The organism is Streptosporangium sp. NPDC002524, assembly GCF_040295985.1.
Classification (GTDB): domain Bacteria; phylum Actinomycetota; class Actinomycetes; order Streptosporangiales; family Streptosporangiaceae; genus Streptosporangium.
Window position 1 is genome coordinate 164,234 of sequence record NZ_JBEOWK010000006.1, and the last position, 15,677, is coordinate 179,910.

20 protein-coding genes are annotated in these 15,677 nt (G+C 67.9%); 13 read left to right on the forward strand and 7 right to left on the reverse strand.

From position 1 onward, the window contains the following. The gene (gene msrA / locus ABT053_RS12220; RefSeq protein ID WP_350968987.1) at positions 1–663 is read left to right on the forward strand and encodes a peptide-methionine (S)-S-oxide reductase MsrA; all 663 of its coding nucleotides are present in this window, start codon (positions 1–3) and stop codon (positions 661–663) included. 375 nt (positions 664–1,038) lie between these two features. Next, complete coding sequence (locus ABT053_RS12225; protein ID WP_350968988.1) at positions 1,039–2,145, forward strand: hypothetical protein; 1,107 nt, start codon at positions 1,039–1,041, stop codon at positions 2,143–2,145. Positions 2,146–2,317: 172 nt separating this feature from the next. Here ABT053_RS12225 and ABT053_RS12230 read toward each other — a convergent pair whose 3' ends face one another. The 3 genes from ABT053_RS12230 to ABT053_RS12240 all read right to left on the reverse strand — a co-directional run bounded on the left by ABT053_RS12230 (position 2,318) and on the right by ABT053_RS12240 (position 4,279). Next, positions 2,318–2,884, reverse strand: a complete 567-nt coding sequence (locus tag ABT053_RS12230; RefSeq protein WP_350969264.1) for an IS3 family transposase — start codon at positions 2,882–2,884, stop codon at positions 2,318–2,320. 749 nt (positions 2,885–3,633) lie between these two features. Then, entirely contained in the window at positions 3,634–3,921 is a 288-nt protein-coding gene (locus ABT053_RS12235; RefSeq protein ID WP_350968989.1) for a hypothetical protein, read from the reverse strand. Then, positions 3,908–4,279, reverse strand: coding sequence for a hypothetical protein (locus ABT053_RS12240; RefSeq protein WP_350968990.1), 372 nt, complete (start codon positions 4,277–4,279; stop codon positions 3,908–3,910). Before ABT053_RS12240 ends, ABT053_RS12235 begins: the two co-directional genes overlap by 14 nt. A 144-nt stretch (positions 4,280–4,423) precedes the next feature. Between ABT053_RS12240 and ABT053_RS12245 the strand changes: the two genes are divergently transcribed. From ABT053_RS12245 to ABT053_RS12295, 11 genes are all read left to right on the forward strand, one after another. Next, positions 4,424–5,137: a helix-turn-helix domain-containing protein gene (locus tag ABT053_RS12245; protein WP_350968991.1), complete on the forward strand. Its 714-nt coding sequence runs from the start codon at positions 4,424–4,426 to the stop codon at positions 5,135–5,137. Positions 5,138–5,179: 42 nt separating this feature from the next. Next, positions 5,180–5,563: a hypothetical protein gene (locus ABT053_RS12250; protein ID WP_350968992.1), complete on the forward strand. Its 384-nt coding sequence runs from the start codon at positions 5,180–5,182 to the stop codon at positions 5,561–5,563. A gap of 13 nt (positions 5,564–5,576) precedes the next feature. Further along, entirely contained in the window at positions 5,577–6,152 is a 576-nt protein-coding gene (locus tag ABT053_RS12255; protein ID WP_350968993.1) for an HD domain-containing protein, read from the forward strand. Positions 6,153–6,240: 88 nt separating this feature from the next. Next, positions 6,241–6,531 (forward strand): hypothetical protein, encoded by a 291-nt coding sequence (locus tag ABT053_RS12260; protein ID WP_350968994.1) that lies wholly within the window; start codon positions 6,241–6,243, stop codon positions 6,529–6,531. Further along, the gene (locus ABT053_RS12265) at positions 6,528–6,944 is read left to right on the forward strand and encodes a type II toxin-antitoxin system VapC family toxin (protein ID WP_350968995.1); all 417 of its coding nucleotides are present in this window, start codon (positions 6,528–6,530) and stop codon (positions 6,942–6,944) included. Before ABT053_RS12260 ends, ABT053_RS12265 begins: the two co-directional genes overlap by 4 nt. 535 nt (positions 6,945–7,479) lie before the next feature. Then, on the forward strand, positions 7,480–8,289 hold the full coding sequence (locus ABT053_RS12270) for a hypothetical protein (RefSeq protein WP_350968996.1): 810 nt from the start codon (positions 7,480–7,482) through the stop codon (positions 8,287–8,289). Further along, positions 8,289–8,666: a GntR family transcriptional regulator gene (locus ABT053_RS12275; RefSeq protein ID WP_350968997.1), complete on the forward strand. Its 378-nt coding sequence runs from the start codon at positions 8,289–8,291 to the stop codon at positions 8,664–8,666. The genes ABT053_RS12270 and ABT053_RS12275 overlap by 1 nt, the downstream gene beginning before the upstream one ends. A 302-nt stretch (positions 8,667–8,968) precedes the next feature. Next, positions 8,969–9,856, forward strand: a complete 888-nt coding sequence (locus ABT053_RS12280; protein WP_350968998.1) for a LysR family transcriptional regulator — start codon at positions 8,969–8,971, stop codon at positions 9,854–9,856. 233 nt (positions 9,857–10,089) lie between these two features. Continuing rightward, entirely contained in the window at positions 10,090–10,299 is a 210-nt protein-coding gene (locus ABT053_RS12285) for a hypothetical protein (protein WP_350968999.1), read from the forward strand. A gap of 44 nt (positions 10,300–10,343) precedes the next feature. After that, on the forward strand, positions 10,344–11,072 hold the full coding sequence (locus tag ABT053_RS12290) for a hypothetical protein (RefSeq protein ID WP_350969000.1): 729 nt from the start codon (positions 10,344–10,346) through the stop codon (positions 11,070–11,072). Positions 11,073–11,447: 375 nt separating this feature from the next. Beyond that, entirely contained in the window at positions 11,448–12,119 is a 672-nt protein-coding gene (locus tag ABT053_RS12295; RefSeq protein ID WP_350969001.1) for an acetoacetate decarboxylase family protein, read from the forward strand. Here the strand turns inward: ABT053_RS12295 and ABT053_RS12300 are convergent. From ABT053_RS12300 to ABT053_RS12315, 4 genes are all read right to left on the reverse strand, one after another. After that, positions 12,089–12,895 (reverse strand): ABC transporter ATP-binding protein, encoded by an 807-nt coding sequence (locus tag ABT053_RS12300; RefSeq protein WP_350969002.1) that lies wholly within the window; start codon positions 12,893–12,895, stop codon positions 12,089–12,091. The genes ABT053_RS12295 and ABT053_RS12300 overlap by 31 nt on opposite strands. Beyond that, positions 12,868–13,626, reverse strand: a complete 759-nt coding sequence (locus ABT053_RS12305) for an ABC transporter permease (protein ID WP_350969003.1) — start codon at positions 13,624–13,626, stop codon at positions 12,868–12,870. The genes ABT053_RS12300 and ABT053_RS12305 overlap by 28 nt, the downstream gene beginning before the upstream one ends. After that, a complete protein-coding gene (locus tag ABT053_RS12310; protein ID WP_350969005.1) occupies positions 13,623–14,558 on the reverse strand; it encodes an aliphatic sulfonate ABC transporter substrate-binding protein in 936 nt (311 codons plus the stop codon). The genes ABT053_RS12305 and ABT053_RS12310 overlap by 4 nt, the downstream gene beginning before the upstream one ends. 334 nt (positions 14,559–14,892) lie before the next feature. Further along, positions 14,893–15,648 carry a class I SAM-dependent methyltransferase gene (locus ABT053_RS12315; RefSeq protein ID WP_350969006.1) on the reverse strand — a complete coding sequence of 252 codons (756 nt, stop codon included), beginning with the start codon at positions 15,646–15,648 and terminating at the stop codon, positions 14,893–14,895. Between the last annotated feature and the right edge of the window lie 29 nt (positions 15,649–15,677).

A 15,677-nucleotide genomic window follows, 5' to 3' on the forward strand; every position in this document is an offset into this window, starting at 1 on the left:
ATGGGCTGGTTGTTCGGCAAGGACAAGACGACGATGGTGTCCCCGGAGAACGCGCTCCCGGGCCGCCCCACGCGGATCACGACACCCGGCCGCCACGCGGTCCTCGACGCCCCGCTCGCCCCGCCGTACCCCGAGGGAAGCGAGATCGCCGACTTCGGCCTCGGCTGTTTCTGGGGCGCCGAGCGCATCTTCTGGCAGACCCCGGGCGTGATCACCACCTCGGTCGGCTACGCGGGTGGCTACACCCAGAACCCGACCTACGAAGAGGTCTGCACCGGCCAGACCGGCCACACCGAGCTCGTCCGCGTCGTCTTCGACCCCACCAAGGTCTCGTACGAGGAGCTGCTGCGCGTCTTCTGGGAGGCCCACAACCCCACCCAGGGCATGCGCCAGGGCAACGACGTCGGCACGCAGTACCGCTCGGCGATCTACTTCCACTCACCCGAGCAGGAGAAGTCGGCCCTCACCTCGCGCGACACCTACCAGAAGGTACTCACCGAGTCGGGCTACGACCCCATCACCACCGAGATCGCCCCGGCGGGTGACTACTACTACGCCGAGGAATACCACCAGCAGTACCTGTACAAGAACCCGGGCGGCTACTGCGGGATCGGGGGGACCGGGGTGTCATGCCCGGTCGGTTTGACCTCCGGCGAGGCGTAGACCTGCGGATTTAGCTAGATTCTGGCCCTTGATCGCCCGGTACGTCCGGTGTCGATCTTGGGCCAGAGCCGTTTTCGGCGACAAGTATCACTACAGGGTCAAGGCGCGTGCTGTCTGCGGCGCCCCGCGCGCGTCGGGCGGTCGCTGGCCACGCTGCGGCCCTTCGGCCGGTCGCGGCCAGCACCGCCCATGCGTAGAGAGCCCGAGGCGGCAATGCAGGTATCAAAGCTGGCCGAACACAACTGAGTCAGGTGACAAAACTACATGGCCACGGCTTTTCTTCTCCCTAAACCTGCAGATTCAGTCGCGCGCCCGCATCGTCGCATCCGCCCAGATCAGCTAACGAATGGCGGCTGTCGTACTAGGCTGAGTGCCATGCCATCCGCAGATGAAGTCGCAGATGAGTCAGTATGCGCCGAATACAACGCCGCCGAAGGGCGACCGCTGCGCCTCACCACGGGCCGTGACGCTGATCATTGGGACAGCTCCATTGAACATGACTTCTGGCTGCTCAGTAGCGATGCATCGGAGCCGCGCACAGCTCGCTATTTGGCGCGGCTGGATAAGCATGAGCGTGCAAAGCAGGAACGGGAGCGCCGGGAGCAAGAGCGGTGGGAAGCTGCTGGCCGCCCTCTATATCACATGATGTCGTTGGACGGCCCTGATCTCAATGTCGTGGAGAAGTTGGCAGACGAAGCCATCAAGCGACATAAGGATGACGGTTCCGCGCTCATCAGCATCATGTTCTGCCACCCACGCTCAGTCGTGTTCCGTGATCTGAACCAAGACTTCGCCTACCTTGACCGTCGCTCCGGCGTGCACTGGGATCTCTTCTTTGCCGGATACAGCGGCCGGCGCCGGTGGCTCAGTCCTCGCGCGCTAGGCGTGCCGATTTGGAAGTTCTCCCCCTCCGACTTCGATGAAATCAGACGCCACGTGGAGCGACTCCACCGCGAAGCGCTAAGCGATGACGTGCCCGACGGTCTCACCCCGTGGCGATACTCCGGAGTTCCTGAGCTCGTAAGTGTGATGGCCTACCGGGCAACCTGGACTGATCGCCAACAGCAATTCGTCAATCGCTTGCACGAGTTCGGGGAGCGCGCTCCTGGCTTGTGGAAGGAACTCGACGCGGTGAATGATAACGTCTCCGCAAGAATCCGCGCTGAGGTCATCACCCAATACACGAGTCCGGTGAAGATCGATTGGGCCTCCCTTCACGCAGTTCGTCTCACGGATTTGAACGGCGCATACGAGAATCACAATCTTGCGACCGTGGCCGAAATTCTCAGCGGCTGGCGAGAAGACGCCGACAGTCCATGCCCCCGCCGAGAGTTTCTCGAACTCGCGCCCGGGGAGGTACCGTCCGAGACCGCGTCCTTAAAAGTCTTACACCCTCTTCTCCAAGCTGCTGGCGCCGCGATCGCAGGCGGTGTTACGGGCAACGCTGCCTATGATCTTATCAAGAAACTGATCGGGATCTAGGAGCAGCGAGTCCGATCGATTTTCAGAAGGGAGATTCGTCAGAGAGGGTGGCCAAGAGAAGCGTCAAGGGCGTTTCCGGGCCAATTGCGAGCTGCTTTCGTGATCTTCCCACTCGTCGCAATAAAGGCATTATCAAAGAGAACTGGCAACTTTCTGAAAGCGTGGAGACTTTCTATGCAGCGATGAGCTGCTGAAGTCTCGCCGTGATGGCCGCTCTGGCGGTGGTGATCTGCTGTTCATAGATGAACGGTGGTAGTCCATCGGCGGCGCTGTGCCAACGTCGGGTGTTATAGAAATCGGCGATCCAGGTGACGATCTTCAAGCGGGCCCCAGCCCGGGTGGTGAACCGATGGCGGTAGACGAATTCGACCTTGAGTGTGGAGTTGAATGATTCGGCCGCGGCATTGTCCAGCGCGCAGCTGCCCCGGCCCATCGACTGCACCACACCCCAGTGCTGGCAGGCGCCCTGAAAGCGGGCGGCGGTGTATTCGCTGCCGCGATCGAAGTGAAAGATCACCTCGTCGACGTCATCGCTCCGGGGCACCGCGGCCATCTGCAATGAGGCCACCGTGAGGGTGGCGTCGTGATGTTCTGACATGGCGTAGCCGAGCAGTCGGCGTGCAAACAGGTGCTCCACCGTGGCCAGATATAGCTTGCCCTCATCGGTGAGGATCTCGGAGACATCGCCGCACCACAACACATCCGGTGCGACGGCGGTGAAACTGACGGCCGACCAGATCTGGCGCCGTCGGACGCTGCCCTTGACGGGTCAGCGCCCGAGACTTTCTGCGCACTCGGGCGACCAGCCCGAGCTCGGCCATCCGGTCCGCGGCCGTGTAAACCGACACCCGCCAGCCTTTCTCCCACAGATTCCGGGTGATCCGTAGATGCCATCGGAGGCGGTGAAGTTAGCAGTGATCGCCGTATCCAGCTCGGCCTGTTCGAGACCGCCGCGAACCGCTGTGGGATGACCTTTGCCGACGTGGGACGGATGGTCGATGACCATCTGGTTGCTGACGTCGGCGGGGGATGGGCGGCTGGCCTCCGTACGGTGTGGCTGGACCGGGAGCATGGGGCGGATCACGTTGTTACGGACGTGCTCCAAGCGATGGAGACCCTCCAAGCGGAATAGCAACCGGTCCGGAGGGCCGAAACACGAAAACTGATCTTGCTAACGCGGATGCTAGTAACAGGTTCGGACGACTCTGGACGACCCTGGACCGAAAGAGCCTGCAGATCCCGCTCGATCAGGCTAGGAAGACGGCCGTGGACGGTCTTGGACGATCGCCCCTTAATTTGCAATGAAGTGTTCTGACTCCCCGCTCCATTGCTTCCTGGTCGACTTCATATCCGTCCGTACCTACTGGGTTGAGGACACATGATTCGGCAGCTATCGGGGGCGGGGAGGAATGGACCAGGAGTTGGTGAGATGACTTCTGGCAGGCGTGGCGGCGCCGTCCCTCTAGATCCCACGCCGCCACGCCTGGTTTACCGGGTTCTTCCGGACAGCAGGGCCGCCCAGATCGCCCGAGCCTCATGGATCGAGTAGACAGAGGTCTCGTAGACCTCGTGTCCGCCGTCGCGCTGAACGGTTCGCCGGATGAACGCCCGTCCGCCGCCCTCGCACAGTTCGTAGACCGTGGCGCGACAGAAGCAGGTCCAGGCCACCGGCCGCACCCGTTCCAGTGCCGGGTACGGTCGTCGCCATTCCAGTCTCAGGTGATCTCGCTGGGCCAGGACCACGTGCGGGCTCAGGCACTCGTCAGACAGGATCACATCGAGCCTCGGCCAGCACGGCCGGCAGCGAACGGCTGGTGTGAACCTCGCGATACCGGAGGGCGACATGGCGCGCGGTGGTGACTGGGTTCTCCGTACTGTGGACGGCGTACAACCGTCTCCCCGTCTTCTGTGACACCTGCCCTGTCCACCACCGGTACCAGCGCCCGTTCGTCCAGACGATGAGATTCAGCCAGACCGACACGAGCGCGATTCCCTGCCCCTCGTGGACATCGGCGGCGATCTGAAGGTCTTCTAGGGAGAGCTTCAGGCGCTCGGCGGAGGCGACATGTGACGGATGACAGACAAAGTCGTCAGCAGCACCTCTGATGATCTTCGTTCTGGGGGGCGATTCCATTGCTCCGCCTGAATGAGTCGGTCGCGCCAGGCCCTTGCGGGTTACGCTGGATCGGCTTGTCCGTGCTGGTGACAACGCTAGGAACAGCGCGGATGTCGCAGAACTGACCGGAAGTACGAGTACGGACGGCGGTGGCTCCCTTTCATGACTGTCCACGGCGCGGGAACCCTGACCACCCGTCGGGGTAACGCTGAGCGCGGCCGTGAAGGCCGGATCTCCGGGTATGTGCTCAAGGTCATCCGTGAGTCCGCGGGGTTGACTCAGGAGCGGTTCGCCGAACGCCTTGGCCTGGACGTCACGACGGTTCAGGGGTGGGAATCCGGGCGGCGCCCACTGATGGCGATCCCCACGGGCACATACCTATCGTTGAGACACTGGCTTCTACGGCTCGGTGTCCGGTCGCGGCTGCTCTCTCAGCTGGACATGGCCCTTGAGGCGGACCGGTTCGTCGGCTACGTGCTCAGCACGGAACCCGGAAAAGCCGGGACCGGGGATCATCCGCTGGCGTCATGGGTGATCACACGCCCGTTCACCGATCTCGTGGCGTGGCTGTTCACCAAGTCTGCGCCGTCTGCCATGGCGGGAGCCGTTCGCGGGACCGGCCACCGAGGGCCGGTGGCAACCGCGCCTTCTCTTCTGCCCGACGAACGCACGCACTTCTTCGAGCATCTGAAGTCAGTGGCCGAGGGCGCCGATACGGACCGGGTGGACGGCATGCTGCTGCGCCGCCAAGCCCACTATGTCGCCAGCTTCGACGACACGGACGACACCGCCGGCTGGCTCACGGCCATGCAGCACGCCGAAGAACGACGGATGGGCCGGGCGGGCGAATGGACCCCGTCATGGGCCGTCGTCTGATCCGGTGCCCATTCACTGGCCCGGCTCGGCGACCGCGAAGGGTTGCAACACTTCATTCGGGTTCATCTGGCCGACGAGATCTGTGAGATGGCGAACCTCAACTACTGGGCTTACTGGCTCGGTGAGGTCAGCGAGCCACAGCTGGCGGACACGTTCATGGTCGAGCTGAACCCGGACGTCTGGCGCGGTAACGAGCTTCCCAGGCATCTGACCAGGAAGCTGGACTCCACCAACCCCTACCCCGACGTGGTGGCGCACACACTGTGGGCGCTGGTCATGCTGCGCCCCTCGGCGCTGGACACCCAGAGCACGGATGCTCTCAGAGATGCGGCCGTTCGTACCCTGGACGAGGCCACCGCGTCGCCACAGTCCCAGCGGGAACTGGAGGCGGTCATCTACGCTCCGCGCATGATCCACCAAGGGTGAAAGAAGGGCTTCCATGGCGGAGGAACTGTCGAGGCTGACGGGCCTGCTGTACGAGATCGGATTGCTCAAGCGCTACAAGCGCACCGGCTGGCTGGTCGCGGGGGTACGGGATCCCGAGAGCATCGCCGACCACTCCTTTCGGACAGCGATCATCGCGAGTGTGATCACGGTGTTGGAAGGCGGCAACCCCGAGCGGGCGGCGTTCATGAGCCTGTTCCACGACACCCAGGAGACCCGCGTCACCGACATTCCCTACATCGGCAAGCGGTATCTGAAGACGGCGCCGAACGAGGAGGTCACCGCCGACCAGGTGCGCGGTGTTCCGGAACCGGTGGCGAAGATGGTGAGCGGCGCGGTCGGCGAGTACGAGGAGAAGACCAGTCTCGAAGCGGTCTGTGCCCGTGACGCCGACAAACTCGAATGCCTGATCCAGGCCATCGAGTATCGCGAGCAGGGGCACCAGAACGTCCAGCCGTGGATCGACAGCTCACTCGCCGCGCTGAGGACGGCGTCCGCGAAGCGCCTCGCGGACGAGGCGCTCAGGACGGGGTCGCTGGAGTGGGTAACCCGCGTCTTGAACGGAGACTGAGACACCTGACGCTCATCAAGGATCGAGCTCTTTCCAACTCGCAGGACTATGACCAGTGTTTTGCTACTTCAAGTAGTAAGCTATTTCCATGAGTATGCCTGAGCGGGAGTTCGCTCCGGGAGACGGGCCGGCCGCGAAGGTCAGTGTCTCTCTGAGGGCAGGCAACATTCGCGCCGTCAGGGAGCGGGTCGGAGCCCGCGGGTTCTCCGCCTATGTCGACGCCGCGGTGGAGCGCCAGATCGAGCGGGATCTCCTGGAGGAGGCCCTTCAGGAGAACGAGGCCGCTTCCGGTCCGATCCCCCAGTCCTTGCGTGACGAGGCGGCGGCACTGTTCCACCGCGTCAAGTCGGCACCCGAACTCCAGGAGGAGGACGAGTGACGCGTGCACGAAGCAGGCTGAGCGCGGGCACTGTGGTCCTCGACTGCGAGGGACTCGTGAAGTGGTGTGAGGCCGACCGGCGGGTGACCGCGTTCGTACGGGAGGCCCAGGACAATGACTTTCGGGTCGTGGTCAGCGCGATGACACCGATCGAGGCGCAAGACGTTCGCGTCAAAAGCGATCGTCTCAGGTGGTATCTGTCACGCTTGAAGATCGAGCCCGTGACCGAGGACATCTCGTCACGGGCGATCGAGCTTCTCCGAGATGCACGTCTGCACGGTCACAAGTACGCCATCGACGCCGTGGTCGCGGCTACCGCGCTGCGCTCGGTGCGCCCGGTCGTCGTCCTGACATCCGATGAGGACGACATGGGCAAGCTGTGCGGGAAAACCGTGGAGGTGGTTCACGTCTGAGACCGCTGAGACCGCCCTTGAGGTGACCAGGCATCGGTGTCCGGAACCATTGCGAAGTACCACAGCGGTATCTGTACGAGAACCCGGACGGCTATTGAGGAATCGGGGGACCGGGGTCTCGTGCCCGGTCGGCCTGATTTCCGGTGAGGCGTAGACCCGTGGATTCAGCCGGGTCCTGGCCCTTGATCACCCGGAAGATCCGGTGCCGATCTTGGGCCGGAATCGTTTTCGGCGACAGGTGTCACCACAGGGTCAAGGCGGGGCGGTGCCGGTCAGGGCCGGTGAAGAGGCCGCCGACGCCACGGGGCGGGTGGGGATGCGTGCCGCTGCGGCGCGTCTTCGGAGTCGCTACCACCGAGGAGGAGATACCCCGGGGCGGGACCGAGTCGGCCGCCTTCCACCTGGTGGTTCACGGCGACGGCCGTCGCTGGGCCGGGGCTTGTGTCATCGGGGGGACGGGAGCCCGCGAGGCGTTGACTTTGTCGCAAGGTTTGACGCACCATGTTGCTACAAACCTTGCGACAAAGGAGGCGCCGTGACACGCGGACCATTGCCGGACGCCGACCCGCCGGTGCGTGAGGTCGATCTGCGGCTGGCGGGCGAGTGGCTGGCCCGGCACGACCTGGCCGACGCCGGTCCAACCCCGCTGCTGGCCAGCCGGCTGGCGGTTCGCAGGCGCGCCCGTCTGGCCGCTCACATCATCCTGGCCGTGCTGATCATCGCGAGCGCGCTCGCCGCGACCTTCGACCGGTTCGCCGGTTCCGTTCGCCCGTGGCCGCTGCTGGTCCTGGCCGCGCTGGTGGCCGGGCTGCTGCTGGCGCAGTCGCTGCTCGACTGGTGGGTACGACGCGTCGACCAGCGGGCGGGCGCGACGCTGTCCCGCAGGGCCGCCCATCTGGTCCAGCCCGGCTGGCGGGCCGTGCTCGGCCGACCGTACGCCGTCTTCGTGGTCGCCACGTTCGCCGGCGCGATGGTGCTGGCCGGGAGCGCGCTGGCCCTCCCCGACCCCACCGTGCGGCAGCTGGCCGTCGTGCTGCTGATCGGCCTGCTCGGCGTGACGGCCATCACCGTCATGCAACTGCGCCACCTGCTGCGGCGTCCGGTCGTGGCGCAGGACGAGGAGTCGCTGACCGCCGACGTCATCATGCGTGTGGAGGACGCCCGCGAGCTCACCACGCCGAGCGTGCAGTGGTCGCTGCCCATGGTGCTGCTGTTCGGCACCGCGCCCGGCTGGTGGAGTGCCGCCGCGGTCGTCTACCTGATCCTGGGCCTGGTCGCGCTCATCGCGCTCCAGGCCAGGATGCCGTCGAGTGTGACGGTGGCCCGGCGGGTCATGAGCGTCTGATGATCGTCATAGACGCGGCCTCGCCGGTGCCGCCGTTCGAGCAGCTGCGGGCCCAGCTCGCCCGGCAGATCCAGGACCGCACGCTGGCCGTGGGCGCCCGGCTGCCGACCATCCGCAACCTCGCGGCCGACCTCAGCCTGGCCGTCAACACGGTCGGCCGGGCCTATCGGGAGCTGGAGGAGGCGGGGCTGATCGAGACACGCGGGCGGGCGGGCTCGTTCGTGTCGGCCGCCGGAGAGGAGGGCCGGGAGCGGGCCCGCCGGGCCGCCGCCGACTACGCGGCCGTGATCGCCAGCGTGGGCATCGACGCGGGCGAGGCGATCCGCATCGTGCAGGCGGCCCTGACCTCCGGCGCGGCAACACCGGCTTCGTCGTGACCGTGCCCCGGCTTCGACTCGGCTTCGACCCGGTCTCGTCGTGAGCGTGCCCCGGCTTCGGCCCGGCCTCGATCTGGCTGCGGTGGCCGAAGCCGGGGGAGCGGCTCCGGTCTGGGGCGAGTGCCCGTCGGCGGCGCCCGGCGGCATCGCGCGGGGCTGTGACCGGCATTCCGCTACTTCTTCGGAATCCGAGGAGTGGGCTTCCCTGACCGGTCGGGCTCGGCGGTTACTGCGTAGCCCGACATGTCATACTTGCGCCCCCAGTGAACGGTCTCGGTGGAAGGTCGACGGACGGGAGCCGCGTGGAGCTACGGGACATCGAGATCTTCCTCACCCTGGCCGAGGAGCTGCACTTCGGCCGGACCGCTGAGCGGTTGCACGTCTCCGTGGCCCGGGTCAGTCAGGCGATCAAGAAGCAGGAACGGGCCATCGGCGTCGAGCTCTTCGTGCGGAACAGCCGCAACGTACGGCTGACGCAGGTGGGTGAGCAGCTCCGGGACGACCTGCGCCAGCTGCACTCGGGCCTGACGCGGAGCCTGGAGCGGGCCCGGCTCGCCGCCCGGGGCAAGACGGGCACGCTCCGGATCAGCCTGTTCCCCGCCAACCTCCAGGAACTGCGCCGGTACTGGGAGACCTTCCGCGCCCGCCACCCGCAGTGGGAGCTCCGCCTGCGGATGTCGGGGTACGCGGATCCGTTCGCCCAGTTGCGCGACGGCGAGGCCGACATCCTGGTCACCTGGCTCCCCGTCGAGGAGCCCGACCTGACCGTGGGGCCCCTGCTCTTCGCCGAGCCGAGGGTGCTGGCCGTGGCCGCCGACGACGCCCTCGCCAAGCGGTCCTCGGTGTCCCTGGAGGCGATCGGCGACCGTCGGCACATCTCCGTGGAGCCGGTGCCCGGTTACTGGTTCGACCGCTACGTCCCCGAGTTCACCCCGAAGGGCAGGCCGATCGACCGCGCGGCCCCCGTGGGCAACCTCGAGGACATCTTCGTGCACACGGCCATGGGGGACGCGGTCTCCCTCTTCCCGGTCCACGTGAGCTGGTACTACTCCCGCCCCGACATCGTCTACCTGCCCGTCAGGGACATGGAGGCGCTGCCGTACGGGCTGGTGTGGCTCGGCGAGGCGGAGAACGACCTCATCCGCGCCTTCGCCCGGGTCGTGCGTGACCTGGGACCGCTGCCCGGCTGAGACCGTCGGCCGTGGGGCGTGGGGCTGACGGTCGTCGTGTTCCCCGTTCCTCGATCTTCCCGGCGTGACGCACGGTTCGGCCGAAGATCGCGAAATGTGGGAGCCGGCCGTACGCGCCGGTTCACGACCCCGGGGGCGGGGGCGGACCTGCCGGGCGGCGGGCGGTACCCTCCTTCTCGGCTCGTCGCTGACCAGGGAAAACGCGAGCCACGGGAAACACGGGGGAGACAGCCATGGACACCACCGCCGATCGGACGGCGGCGGCGTACTTCGGGGCCGTCGAGTTCCTCCGCGAGGTGACGCCGATGGGCCGGCACGCCGGGCGGGGCACCGCTCGCGCGGCGGTGACCGGTGCGGGCAGCGCGACGCCGAACGCGGTCTACGACACGGCACCGAAGCCGGATCGCATGACGCCGGGCGTCGGGACCCGCCTCCACGCATGACGCCGACCACCGGGACCTACCCGCACACATGGGGAAGAGGAATCATGAACTTCAGCGAGAACGTGCGCTCGGCCTTCCGGCGCGGTGAGAGTGACGCCGTGGTGCGCATGAGCGAGGCCGAGATCGAGCGGGCCCGGGCGGCCGGCGACCCGGCGGGCGAGGTGGAGGCACGGTACAGCCTGGCCCGGGTCGCCATCCGCGGCGGTGACCTGCCGGGCGGAGAGACCCTGGCCCGGGAGGCGCTCGCGGTCGCGCTGCGCTCCGGTGACCGGAGCCTTGAGGAACGGCCGAGGCACGTGCTGGCCGCCGTGGCGCGCATGTCCGGCGACCTGCTCCGTGCCCGGGGGCTGTACCGGGAGAGCATCGCCCTCAACGAGGCGCTCGGCCGACCCGAGGCGGTCAACTCCGAGTACCACAACCTCGCCTTCTGCGAGCTGGGCCTGGGCAACCTCGACGTCGCGAGGGAGCTGTTCGCCGAGGGCCGTGAGCGGGTGTTCCGCAACGGCTGGGACGACTTCGTGCCGTACGTCTGCGTGGCGGGTGCCGCGCTCGCCTCGGCCGAGGGTGACCACGCGCGGGCGGCGCGGCTGGCCGGAGTCGCGGACGCCGCGTTCGCGTCGCTCGGCCAGGTACCGGATCCCGACGACGCGGCCGACCTCGCCAAGGTGCGTACCGCCGCCGTCGAGGCGCTCGGTGCGGGCGCCTTCGACGAGGAGTACGCGCGGGGCCGGCTCCTCGATCCGCGCGCGGCGTTCGCCGACGACCGGCGCTGACCCGGCACTGATCTGGCGCCGACCCGGCGCTGATCCGGCGGTCCCCGAGGCTGCCCGTGGTCCGGACGACGGCACACGCCTTCTTCGGCTACTCGACTGCTCGACGATTCGCCGGTGCGGGCTGTGCGGGCTGTGCGGGCTGTGCGGGCTGTGCGGGCGCGTGGCCGACGACACCGGCGAGCACCAACGAGCACCGGCCAGCACCGCCGAGTGCCGGTCAGCGCCGGAGAGCGCCGTCGTGTGCCGGACGGATCGGTGCCGGGCGTGCGAATACCCCGGTTTCCGGGAGATCGAGGAGGTCGTGTTCCCGCCGTTGCTCTCCGTGGGCACGTGACGTATGTTCCGGCTATATACCGCCGATACCAGGGAGAAGTCGTGCCCGAAGTCGTGGCCCCCCAGCTCGTCGTCAACAGCCGGATGATCTATTTTGGCTGGGTGCCGGCCGACCCCGAGGCCGTCGCGGCCCTGGTGCCCGACGGTCTGGAGCCCATGGCCAACCGCAAGGTCTTCATGAACCAGTACGTCGTCGACCGGCCCGAGCAGACGTCCGGTTTCGGCGCGTACTCGCTCACCTACATCGGGCCGGACCTGGAGGGCGCCTACGCTCCCGACGGTGAGACCCCCGGCCGCTGGTGGACGCACTACTTCAACTCCAGCGCGGTGGTACGCGAGTACGCGGCGGCCCGAAGCGTGCCCGCGACCGTGGGCCGCACCACGATCGAGGTCGGGGACGGGAAGCTGGTCGCGACGACCGAGGCGGACGGCGTGCCGGTGATCCGCACGACCGCGCGGGTCGGCGAGACCGGTACGGCGGTCAACCGTGGCCAGCTGCGCTACATCACGGACGTCGGCGGGCAGCGGCTCAGCGGGATCTATCCGTTCGTAGCCGAACCGGTGGACCCGTTCGAGGTCGTGTCGCTGGAGTTCCTGGACCCGAGCCACTCCGTCTACGCGCTCCGTCCCGCCGATCCGCTGCAGATCGAGTGGGGCTTCTACTCGCCCCGGTCGTCCTTCACCTATCCCGGCGGGGAGTCGGTGATGACCTGACGCCCGTCACCGGCCGGCACGTCCGGTCCTCGGCGCAGGGCAGGACTGTGCGCCTGAGGCTCCTCCGGGTCGGCCGGGACGTGGAGGAGCGTCAGGAGACGGCGGCGGAGGTCGCCGAACCCGGGGACGTCGACGGAGCGGGGGTGGCCGAGCTCGACCTCGATCTCCTCGGCGATGCGGCCCCTGTCCAGGACGAGGAGCCGGTCGGCGAGGAGGAGTGCCTCCTCCACGTCGTGGGTGACGAGGAGGGCGGCGAAGCCGTGCCGGGCGCGCAGCCTGCCGAACAGCGCCTGCATCTTCAGCCTGGTCAGCGCGTCGAGCGCGCCGAACGGCTCGTCGAGCAGGAGCAGGTCCGGCTCGCGGACGAGTGCCCTGGCGAACGCCACGCGCTGGGACTGCCCGCCGGACAGCTCCGACGGCCAGGCGCCCCGCCGGTCGGCGAGCCCCACCTCCTCCAGCGCCGCCGTCGCGCGTTCCTGGGCGTCCCGGCCGCGGACGCCCAGCGCCACGTTGTCGGCCACCCGCTTCCACGGCAGCAGCCGGTGCTCCTGGAACACGACGGCCGTCGACCCGGAGGTCGTGAAGTCACCGGACGCCGCCTCGTCGAGTCCCGCGAGGATCCGCAGGAGCGTGCTCTTGCCCGATCCGCTCTCCCCGAGCAGGGCGACGACCTCGCCCCGCCCGATCCGCAGGTCGACGCCGTCCAGGACCGTCGTACCGGCGAACACCCGGCGTATCCCGGTGGCGGTTACGACGCTTGCAGGCCGCGTCGCCATGACAGCGTTCTCCTCTCCGCGGTGCGCAACGCCAGGTCGGACAGCAGGCCGAGGGCCGCGTACACGACCAGGCCCAGCACGACGATCTCCGTCTGGCTGAAGTCTCGGGCCTCCATCATCATGAAGCCCAGGCCGCTCTGCCCGTTGACCTGCTCCCCGACGACGAGGCTGAGCCAGCCCGCGGCGAACGCCAGCCGCAGGCCGAGGAACAGGGACGGCATCGCGCCCGGGAGCACGACGTGCCGGATCCGTTCGAGCTGGGTGAGACCGCAGGTCCGGGCGGCCTCGACCAGCCTCTCGTCGATGTCGCGGATGCCGGCGTAGGTGTTGAGGTAGATCGGGAAGAACGCGCCCAGCGCCACCAGGGACACCTTCAGCGACTCCCCGATGCCCACCCAGATGATGAGCAGCGGGACGAGTCCGAGGTGCGGCAGCATCCGGGCGGCCTGGACCGGCGGGTCCACGAGGTCGTCGCCGATCCGGAGCAACCCCGCGATCGCGCCCAGGACGAGGCCGAGCGAGCCCCCGATGAGCAGCCCGAGGGCGGCCCGCTCCACGGATTCCAGCAGGTGCAGGCCGAGGGACCCGTCCAGGGAGAGCCGCCAGGCCGCCGCCGCGATCTCGCTCGGCGGGGGAAGCTTGTCGGGCGAGAGGACACCGGCCTGCGCGGCGCCCTCCCATCCGGCGACGAGTACGACCGGCGTGATCAGCCGCCGTGGTCTGAACCTCACTTCAGGACGTCCGCGAAGCTCGGGTCGATGAGGCCCTTGACGTCGACCTTGCCGGGAATGAGCGCGAGCTCGGCGAAGCCGTCGGCGATCTGCTGGAGCTCGCCGCCGATCGTGGCGTCCACCTGCGCGAGGGGCTGGGCGCTGCGCTCCAGGGCGCGGCGGGCGACGTCCTCGGGGATCTTCAGCTCGGGGGCGAGCAGCTTGACGCGCTCCTCGGGGTTGGCGATGCCCCAGTCCGTGACCTCGCGGTAGACCTTCAGGTACTCCCGTACCAGGTCGGGCTTGTCCCGCAGGGCTTCGGGCGACACCAGGAGATACTCGCGGTTGTTGGCCAGGCCGGTGGCGTCGGCGAGGACCTTCACGCCCGGCTGCTCGGCGAGGGAGAAGTACGGGTCCCAGATGATCCAGGCGTCGACCTGGTCGTTGTCGAACGCGGGACGGGCCTCGGCCGGCTTGAGGTACTGGACCTCGATGTCGGTGATCTTCATGTCGTTGGCCTCGAGCAGCTTGACCAGCAGCCAGTTGACGTTCGACCCCTTGTTGAGCGCGACCTTCTTGCCCTTGAGGTCCTTGAAGGAGGCGAAGCCGCTCTTCTCCTTGACCAGGACGGCCTCGCCCTTCGGCACCGGCTCGGAGGTTGCGATGATCTTGAACTTGGTGCCGCCGGCCGCGGCGAAGATCGGCGGGGCCTCGCCCGTCTGGCCGATGTCGATGGCGCCCGCCTTGATCGCCTCGGTCAGGGCGGGACCGCTCTCGAACAGCGACCAGGAGGCGTTCGGGGCAAGGCCCTTGGCCTTGAGCAGGCTCTGTCCGCCGAACCGCTGGTATCCGACGCGCAGCTGCTCCTTCTCGGCCTTCGTCTCACCTCCCCCGCACGCGGTGAGACTGCCGAGCAGGATGAACAGGCCGAACAGGGCAGCGACGCGGCGCATGGGGGGCTCCTTGGGGGACGAAGCAAACGGCCGCAAGTATGCCTACTAATCCTACCTTTTGTATAGGGTTAGTAGAGAATTGACCCGGAGATCACGAATGGTGCGAGGGTGCCTGCCGAACCTGCCGAACCTGCCCGCCGACCGGACCTGCCCGCCGACCGGACTCGTCTGCCGGGTCGGCCTGCTGGATCGGTCGCGGACGGCGTATCGGTCGCGGGCGACGCGCCGGTTGCGCGCGGCGCGTTGGTCGCGGGCGACGCGTCGGTTTCGGACAGCGCGTCAGCCGTGGGCGGTGCCTTGGTCGCGGACGGTCGCCTCGGTCGCGAACGGTGCCTCAGTCGCGGACAGCGCAGAGGAGACGGTTGTGGCCGCGCTGCCAGAGGGTGCCGGTCTCGGCGAACCCGGCGTCGCGGAGGGCCTCGACGTGCTCGGAGAGCAGCGAGGACTCCGAGCCGTGATGGTCGGCGCCCGCGGTGGTACGCGCGGTGCGCAGCTCGGCGAAGTCGGGATCCGCGTCGACCGCCTCCCACCACCGGCGCCAGTCCTCCGGGTGGCCGTCGGCGAACACGCGCCGGGTCTCCCGGTCGTGCACGGCGCGTTCGAGGCGGGCGATGGCCGGGGTGGTGTCGTCGCTCTCCAGGTGGTCGCCGTTGAGCAGCAGCCCTCCCGGACGCAGCACGGTCGCCAGCTCGGCGTACATCTTCCGCAGGTCCGGTCCGGAGATCCAGTGCAGCGCGGTGGTGCTCACCGCGACGTCGGCCGGCCCGTCCAGGCCCAGGGACTCCGTCCAGCCGGGGGTGCGCAGGTCGAGGGAGACGAAGGTGAGGTGCGGGTAGGCGGCCCGGCCGAGGCCGAGCAGCAGGGGGTCCGCGTCGACCGAGATCACCCTCGCCTCGGGCAGTCGTTCCAGGAGGCGGGCGGAGAGCGAGCCCGGTCCGCAGCCGAGGTCGATGACCAGCGGGTCGGGGCGGCCCGTCGCCTCGACGGCGTCGATCAGCGCGGTGAAGCGCTCCTCGCGGTCGGGCAGGTAGCCCTCCTGCTGTCGGTCCCATCGTGCGATCCACTCGAGTGCGGCATCGTGGGTGAGCACCATGAACTCCTTGTAACTGTCTTATAAGC